The 7,338-nt window shown below is 70.6% G+C and carries 6 protein-coding genes and 2 pseudogenes; 3 read left to right on the top strand and 5 right to left on the bottom strand.

Features of this window, described 5'->3' with window-relative positions; genetic code table 11:
- Positions 1 to 102: 102 nt before the first annotated feature.
- From ABZ910_RS15830 to ABZ910_RS15810, 5 genes and pseudogenes are all read right to left on the bottom strand, one after another.
- Positions 103 to 318 (bottom strand): annotated as a pseudogene (locus ABZ910_RS15830) (ATP-binding protein); the annotation flags it as partial.
- A 123-nt stretch (positions 319 to 441) separates the two neighbouring features.
- Complete coding sequence (locus ABZ910_RS15825; RefSeq protein WP_361364338.1) at positions 442 to 1,479, bottom strand: MBL fold metallo-hydrolase; 1,038 nt, start codon at positions 1,477 to 1,479, stop codon at positions 442 to 444.
- Positions 1,480 to 1,548: 69 nt separating this feature from the next.
- Positions 1,549 to 1,746 (bottom strand): annotated as a pseudogene (locus ABZ910_RS15820) (SDR family oxidoreductase); the annotation flags it as partial.
- A 78-nt stretch (positions 1,747 to 1,824) separates the two neighbouring features.
- The gene (locus tag ABZ910_RS15815; RefSeq protein ID WP_361364334.1) at positions 1,825 to 3,027 is read right to left on the bottom strand and encodes an acyl-CoA dehydrogenase family protein; all 1,203 of its coding nucleotides are present in this window, start codon (positions 3,025 to 3,027) and stop codon (positions 1,825 to 1,827) included.
- 53 nt (positions 3,028 to 3,080) lie between these two features.
- Entirely contained in the window at positions 3,081 to 4,265 is a 1,185-nt protein-coding gene (locus ABZ910_RS15810) for a CaiB/BaiF CoA-transferase family protein (protein WP_361364331.1), read from the bottom strand.
- Between the two features lie 265 nt (positions 4,266 to 4,530).
- On the opposite strand from ABZ910_RS15810, the gene ABZ910_RS15805 reads away from it, so the two are divergent.
- The 3 genes from ABZ910_RS15805 to ABZ910_RS15795 all read left to right on the top strand — a co-directional run bounded on the left by ABZ910_RS15805 (position 4,531) and on the right by ABZ910_RS15795 (position 7,287).
- Positions 4,531 to 5,481, top strand: a complete 951-nt coding sequence (locus ABZ910_RS15805) for a LysR family transcriptional regulator (RefSeq protein WP_361364329.1) — start codon at positions 4,531 to 4,533, stop codon at positions 5,479 to 5,481.
- Positions 5,482 to 5,608: 127 nt separating this feature from the next.
- Positions 5,609 to 6,481, top strand: coding sequence for a MaoC family dehydratase N-terminal domain-containing protein (locus ABZ910_RS15800; protein ID WP_361364327.1), 873 nt, complete (start codon positions 5,609 to 5,611; stop codon positions 6,479 to 6,481).
- Positions 6,478 to 7,287: a CoA ester lyase gene (locus tag ABZ910_RS15795; RefSeq protein WP_361364324.1), complete on the top strand. Its 810-nt coding sequence runs from the start codon at positions 6,478 to 6,480 to the stop codon at positions 7,285 to 7,287. Before ABZ910_RS15800 ends, ABZ910_RS15795 begins: the two co-directional genes overlap by 4 nt.
- The last annotated feature ends 51 nt before the right edge of the window (positions 7,288 to 7,338 follow it).

The raw sequence follows: 7,338 nt of genomic DNA, 5'->3' as shown, positions 1-7,338 counted from the left end.
TCAACGCCCACAAGGCCGGCACCATCAAGGGCCTCACCGCCGAGATCGGCGCCTCCCTCACCTCCGGCGCCCCCATCTGCGAGATCAAGGACTGAGCGCGAGTCACAGGAACGCCGCGAGGTCGAGTTCGAAGTCGACCTCGGCCGGTACGAGGGACTGCTCGGCCCAGATGGTCTTTCCGCTCCGGCGGTAACGGCTGCCCCAACGGTTGGAGAGCTGGGCGACGAGGAAGAGGCCGCGTCCTCCCTCGTCGCTCCAGCGGGCCCGGCGCAGTCGCGGCTGGGTGTTGCTGGGGTCGGTGACCTCACAGACCAGCACAAAAAGACGTCTGCGCAGCTTCAGGCTGTTAGCTCCGTTTGCCGCGAGAGTGCCACTTGAGTACCGAAGGTCGAATTTTTTATGTGATGCGTGATTGCTCTCGACGACCCGCGCCGAGCGCCGTCACCGCCGCCGCGTGTACTGGTTCACCCCGTCCACGAACGCCACGTCCACGTCGCCCCGCAGCACGAGCACGTCCAGGTGGGCGACGGTCTCGTTGACCGCGAGCATCTGGTTGAGGGAATTGAGCTCGCCGAAGGGCACCTCGCGGCGGGTCCAGGACAGCAGGCGCGCGACCGAGAAGGCGTCATGCGTACGGTCCGTGAGCGCGGCGAGGGTCTTGCGAAGCCGGTCGTCGTGGTGGTCGAGCAGCTCGGCGACCCGGGTGTGCGTGCTGTCGGCGACGGGGCCGTGCGCGGGCAGCAGGCGGGCGTCGGCGTGGCGGGTCATGAGGTGGAGCGAGTCCAGGTAGGCGGCCAGCGGTCGGCCGCCGGGTTCGGCGGCCTCGAAGCCGATGGACGGCGTGATGCGCGGCAGGACGTGATCGCCGGAGAACAGCAGTCCGCGCCGTTCGTCCAGGAAGACCACATGTCCCTTGGTGTGTCCGGGAGTTGGGATGACCTTGAGTTCGCCGTCACCGAAGGACAGGGTCTCCGCGTCCAGCCAGCGGTCCGGGGCCTCCCAGTCGGCGGGCTGGTAGCGGCCGGGGTACGTCGCCTCGACGCGGTCGGCCACGTCGTCGGCCCCCGCCTGCCGCAGGATCTGCAGGGAGCACGACAGTCCGCCGCGCAGCTTGTTCAGCAGTTCGAGCCCCGGGCGCTCACCGGCGCCGAGATAGACGCGAGCGCCCAGCAGCCGGCGCAGTTCCACCGCCTGCGTGTAATGGTCGCGGTGGATGTGGGTGACCAGGATGTGGCCGATGTCGCCGAGGTCGCGGCCGAGGGCGGACAGAGCCTCCTCCAGGGCCTTGCGGGCCTCCGGTATCGCCCATCCGCCGTCGATCATGACGAGCCGGCCGTCGTCGGTGAGGTTCTCCAACAGATAGACGTTGACGGCATGCAGACCGTCGTTGGGGAGCGGCAGCGGTACGCGGTGCACTCCGGGGTGCACGGTCTGGACACCCGCTTCGGCCCAGGAACCCTGATCGAACCGCTTGGTCATGACACTCCCTCACTACTGCTGCGTCGGACTCACTGCTGCGTCGATGAACCTGCCCCGCGGCTCGCGCGATCAGCCGCACGGGCCACCTGCAACGTAGAGGACCTGCCCGGTCACGAAGCCGGCGCCCTCGCTCGCGAAGGACGAGACGGCGTGGGCGATGTCCTCGGGGACGCCCACCCGCGGTACGGGGGTGACGGCGGCCCGCTTCGCCTTGAACTCCTCGAAGGGCACGCCCAGGCGCTCGGCGGTCGCGGCGGTCATCCCACTATTTTCGCCATGAGGGCGCCTCCTGTTCTCGCTGGCAGCCCTCGTCCGGGCCGCTCTCGTTGTCTGCCGTGCCTGCCGTCAGGCGTCGAGCCCGCCGCGCTTGACGAGTTGGGCCGCGATCACGTTCTTCTGGATCTCGTTGGTGCCCTCGCCGACGATCATCAGCGGGGCGTCACGGAAGTACCGCTCGACGTCGAACTCGGTCGAGTAGCCGTAACCGCCGTGGATCCGGACGGCGTTCAGGGCGATCTGCATGCCGGTCTCGGAGGCGAACAGCTTGGCCATCCCGGCCTCCATGTCCACCCGTCGGCCGGCCTCGGCCTCCCGGGCGGCGTACAGGGTGAGTTGGCGGGCCGCGGTCAGCGATGTGGCCATGTCGGCGAGGTAGTGGCCGATCGACTGGTGCTGCCAGATGGGCTTGCCGAACGACTCGCGCTCCTGGGCGTAGGCGAGCGAGTCCTCCAGTGCCGCCCGGCCGACGCCGAGCGCGCGGGCCGCGACCTGGAGACGGCCGGTCTCCAGGCCCTTCATCATCTGGGCGAAGCCCTTGCCCTCGACGCCGCCGAGCACGGCGTCGGCGGGCGCGTGATAATCGTCGAAGGCCAGCTCGCAGCTCTCGACGCCCTTGTAGCCGAGCTTGGGCAGGTCGCGGGAGACCGTGAGGCCCGGCCCGTGTTCGGCCAGGAGGATCGAGATGCCCTTGTGCGCGGGGGTCGCGTCGGGGTCCGTCTTACACATCAGCGCGATCAGCCCGGCGCGCCGGGAGTTGGTGATCCAGGTCTTGGAGCCGTTGACCACGTAACTTCCCCCACGCTCGGCTTCGCTCGCGCGGGAGGTGCCCCCATCGTCCTTGCGGGCGACGGTGCGCATGGCCTGCAGGTCGGAGCCGCCGCCGGGTTCGGTCAGGGCCATGGTGGCCCGCATCACGCCGGTGGCCATCCTCGGCAGGTAGCGGCGCTTCTGCTCCTCGGTGCCGAAGTGCACCAGCAACTTGGCGACCACGGTGTGGCTGCCCATGGCACCGGCCAGACTCATCCAGCCGCGGGAGAGTTCCTCGGTGACGAGGACGTAGCAGGGCATGGAGACGGGGTTGCCGCCGTACTCCTCCGGGATCGCCAGCCCGTAGATCCCGAGCTTCTTCATCTGCTCGATCAGGGCCTCGGGGTAGGTGTTGGAGTGCTCCAGCTCCTGGACGACGGGCCTCACCTCCTTGTCGACGAACTCGCGCACGGTCCTCACGACGAACTGCTCGTCCTCGGAGAGGGCGTCCAGGGTGCTCACTGTGTACTCCTCGTGTCTGGGATGGTCCGATGCCGCGGCGTGTGTCACGCGGATCAGATGACGCCGTCGGCCCGCAGCCTCTCGATCCGGGCTGCGGTGAGTCCGAGTTCGGCCAGGACCCGCTCGGTGTGTTCGCCGACGGCGGGCACGGGGTCCATGCGCGGGTCGATCCCGGCGAGGTCCACCGGCGGCCTGAGGGCCGGGACCACGGCGCCGGGAATGCCCACGTCGTGCCAGCGGCCGCGCTCGGCGAGCACGGGATGGTCGAGGAACTCCCGTACGTCGTTGACCCCGGCGTTCGCGACGCCTGCCAGGTCCAGCAGCTTCATCACCTCGTCGCTGCCGGAGCGCGCGAACCGCTCGCTGATGATCGCGTTCAGCTCGTCCCGGTGGGCGACCCGGTCCGATCCCGTGGCGAAGCGCGGATCGTCCGCCAACTCCGTTCGGTCGAGGACGCGTTCGCATAGCGCCACCCACTCCCGCTCGTTCTGGATGGAGAACAGCACCTGCTTGCCGTCGCCCGCCGTGTAGGCGCCGTACGGAGCGATGGTGGCGTGCTGGGTGCCGATGCGCGGGGGCTGGGTGCCACCGTGGCGCGTGTAGTACGCGGGCTGGCCCATCCACTCCGCCAGTGCCTCGAACAGCGAGACCTCCACCGCGCGTGCCACGCCGGTGGTCGCGCGTGTGTACAGCGCGGTCAGGATGCCGGAGTAGGCGTACATGCCGGCGGCGATGTCGGCGACCGACACCCCGACCCGAGCGGTCTCCTCCGGTGTTCCGGTCAGCGAGACCAAGCCGGTCTGGCACTGTACGAGCAGGTCGTAGGCCTTGCGGTCGGCCCACGGGCCGCTGGTGCCGTACCCGGAGATCGTGCACGGGATCAGCGACGCGTGCCGTGCCGTGAGGGACTCGGCGTCCAGTCCCAGGCGGGCCGCCGCGCCCGGCGCCAGGTTCTGTACGAACACGTCCGCGCGCGCCAGGAGTTCCTCCAGCACGTCCCGGCCGGCCGGGGACTTCAGGTCGAGGGTCACGGACTCCTTGGACCGGTTGAGCCAGACGAAGTAGCTGGACTGGCCGTGCACGGTGGTGTCGTACCGTCGGGCGAAGTCGCCGCCCCCGGGCCGCTCCACCTTGATCACGCGGGCGCCCAGGTCCGCGAGCTGGCGGGTGGCGTACGGTGCCGCCACGGCCTGCTCGACACTCACGACGGTGACGCCGGAGAGCGGGAGTGCGGTCATGCTCTGGCCTCCAGGGCTGTGTGGGGAACTGCTGGGCGAGGGCCGTCGCCGGCGGATCGCCCGCAGGGGTCACGCGGAGATCCGCCGACGCCGAGGACGTGTGCGGTCGTCCTCGTGCCGCCCGATGCACCGCTGTGGGACCGGTGGCGCATTCCGGGAACCTCCCTCGTTCCGGCAGCAGTGTCATCATGGATGCTCATGGTGTTGTAGGTGAAATACCGTTTCCTGATGGACTCATGCCCAGTGCGGATGGACCGGAGGAACCATGGACGTCAGACAGCTCAGGGCACTCGTCACCGTGGCCGAGGCGGGCAGTGTGACGCGCGCGGCGGAACTCCTGCATCTGGTCCAGCCGGCCGTCACCCGGCAGATCCGCACCCTGGAGCAGGAGTTGGGCGTCGCCCTGTTCGAGCGGACCCGGCAGGGCATGCAGCTCACGGCGGCCGGTACGACCATGGTGGAGCGCGCCCGGCGCGCCCTGAACGAGCTCGAACGGGCCCGTGCGGAGATCCGGCCGACGCCGGGCGTGGTCGGCGGCATCGTGTCGGTGGGCCTGCTCGACAGCGCCACCAGTCTCCTGGCCGAGCCGCTCGCCTCCGCGATCCTTCGCGACCATCCGGGCATCGACCTGCGCCTGCTCACCGCGTACTCCGGCCATCTGCAGCACTGGCTCGACGACGGGGACCTGGACCTGACCCTGCTGTACAACCTCTCCAGCACGCCGTCGCTCAACGCGCAGCCGCTGGTGCGGGAGAGGTTGTGGGCGGTGGCGTCGCCGTCCGCGGGGCTCCGGGCCGAGCACCCCGTCCCGTTCGAGGAGGCCGTGTCGCATCCGCTGGTGGTGCCAGCGGCCGGCCACGGGCTGCGTACGGTGATCGACGCGGCCGCCGCGCAGGCCAGGGCGGAACTGAACCTGGTCGTCCAGACCAACTCGATGCACGTACAGAAACAGCTCGTGCTGGCCGGCCACGGCTGGACCATCCTGCCGGGCATCGGCATCGCCGAGGACGTCGCGAACGGCTCGCTGAGCGCCGCACCGCTGGGCGAGCCCGAGGTGTGGCGCTCCATCGTGCTCTGCACCTCGCGGGCGGGGCGGGTCACGCCCGCCGCCGAGGTCGTGGCCAAGGAACTGTCACGCCAGATCCACGCGGCCGTACGTCAAGGCCGGTGGCCGTCCGCCGAGTTGCACGGCGCGGGGCCCGCGAAGGACGCATGACGGGGCCTCCATACCGGCCGGACATGTCGGCATCACGCCTTTCTATTGTCCAGGGCCGCTCATCACCACGCATGATGATGAGCCGCCGGTTGTTCACTCAGCCATGGCCGGCTGTCGAGGAGAAGCCATGCACATCGCCCAGAACGGGCTCCGCCCGTACGTGGAATCGTGGAACCCCGGAGCGGTCACCGAGGACGACGTCCTGTCCCCCGCCCCGGTCGCCGCGCTGTCGGCGCTGCTGGACCAGCCGGAACCGGTCGCGGAGGCCGGCGATCCCCTCCCTCCGCTGTGGCACTGGCTGTACTTCCTGCGGTGGCCGGCGCAGCAGGACCTGGGCGACGACGGGCATCCTCGCGACGGCCACTTCCTGCCGCCCATCCCCCAGCGCCAGCGCATGTTCGCCGGGGGCCGCTGCGAGATCGCCGCACCGCTGCGGGTCGGTGAGCCCGCCGAGCGCATCAGCAGCGTGAACACGGTGGCGACCAAGCAGGGCACGACCGGGGAACTCCTCTTCGTCACCGTGCGCAGCGAATACCTGCAGCACGGCACCACGTGCGTGGTCGAGGAACAGGACATCGTCTACCGCTCCGGTCGCGGCGCGGGACAGCACCCGACGGATCTCGACACCGCCACCGCGCCCCGCTCCGACGAGGCCTGGCAGCTTCCCCTCCGACCGGACCCCTCGCTGTTGTTCCGGTTCAGCGCCGTCACCGCGAACGCACACCGCATCCACTACGACGCTCCGTACGCCCAGGGCGAGGAGGGCTACCCCGGCCTCGTCGTCCACGGCCCGCTCCTGGTGCTCACGATGCTGGAGCTCGTACGCCGCAACGCTCCCGACCGCTCGGTGCGGTCCGTGTCCTACCGGCTGCGGCGGCCCGCTTTCACGGGCGAGCGCCTGCTGGCGACCGGAGCGCCGACCGACCGCAACGCCGCCGCCCTGCGCATCGCGACGCACCGCGAGCGGCGCCACGCCACGGCCGAGGTGACCTTCGCATGACCCTGTCCACCAGCACCCTCGAAGCCGCCCGCAGCCTGCTGTTCGTCCCCGGGCACCGCCCGGACCGGTTCGCCAAGGCCGCCTCCGCCGGTGCGGACGCGGTCATCATCGACCTCGAGGACGCCGTCGCCGCCCGGGACAAGGACCTGGCGCGCGACAACGTGGCCGCGTGGCTCGGCGCGGGGAACAGCGCCGTGGTCAGGATCAATCCTCCGGGCACGCCCTGGTGCGACGCCGATCTCGAGGTCGCGGCCCGCTACGGCGCCCCCGTCATGGTGCCCAAGTCCGAGGACCCCGCCGTGCTGGCGGACCTCGCCTGCCGTGCGGCCGGCGAGTGCGCCCTGATCCCGCTCGTCGAGACGGCCGCCGGCGTGGAGCGGGCCATGGAGGTGTGTGCCACGCCCGGCGCGGTCCGGCTGGCCTTCGGCAACGCCGACCTCTCCAGCCAGCTCGGCGTCGCCCACGACGACCACATGGCCCTCGCGTACGCCCGCTCGAAGCTGGTCTCGGCGTCGGCCGCCTCCGGCCTGTGCCCGCCCATCGACGGTGTCACCACCAGCGTGAAGGACACGGACGTCCTCTCCGCGGACGTCCTGCACGCCCGCCGTCTGGGCTTCACCGGGAAGCTGTGCATCCACCCGTCCCAAGTCGCCACGGTGAGGGCCCACTTCGCCCCCACCGAGAGCGAACAGCGGTGGGCGCGTGGCGTGATCGAGGCCGGCGCGTCGGTCACCGTGGTCGACGGGCAGATGGTCGACAAGCCGGTACTGGAACGCGCTCGGCGCATCCTCGCCGCCTGCGATTGAGACGGCATCCGAGCGGCGACCACCTCGTCGAGGCCCTCGAGCGGCGCGGGA

This window comes from Streptomyces sp. NPDC046805 (assembly GCF_040645355.1).
Classification (GTDB): domain Bacteria; phylum Actinomycetota; class Actinomycetes; order Streptomycetales; family Streptomycetaceae; genus Streptomyces.
The sequence above is the reverse complement of the archived record's forward strand: the minus strand, read 5'-3'. Positions and strand labels throughout refer to the sequence as shown.

Bases quoted from the DNA above. Each gene is read 5' to 3' on its own strand.
- ABZ910_RS15800 (WP_361364327.1), top strand. From the start codon at position 5,609: ATGCACATCGCCCAGAACGGGCTCCGCCCGTACGTGGAATCGTGGAAC.
- ABZ910_RS15825 (WP_361364338.1), bottom strand. From the start codon at position 1,479: ATGACCAAGCGGTTCGATCAGGGTTCCTGGGCCGAAGCGGGTGTCCAG.
- ABZ910_RS15810 (WP_361364331.1), bottom strand. From the start codon at position 4,265: ATGACCGCACTCCCGCTCTCCGGCGTCACCGTCGTGAGTGTCGAGCAG.
- ABZ910_RS15795 (WP_361364324.1), top strand. From the start codon at position 6,478: ATGACCCTGTCCACCAGCACCCTCGAAGCCGCCCGCAGCCTGCTGTTC.
- ABZ910_RS15805 (WP_361364329.1), top strand. From the start codon at position 4,531: ATGGACGTCAGACAGCTCAGGGCACTCGTCACCGTGGCCGAGGCGGGC.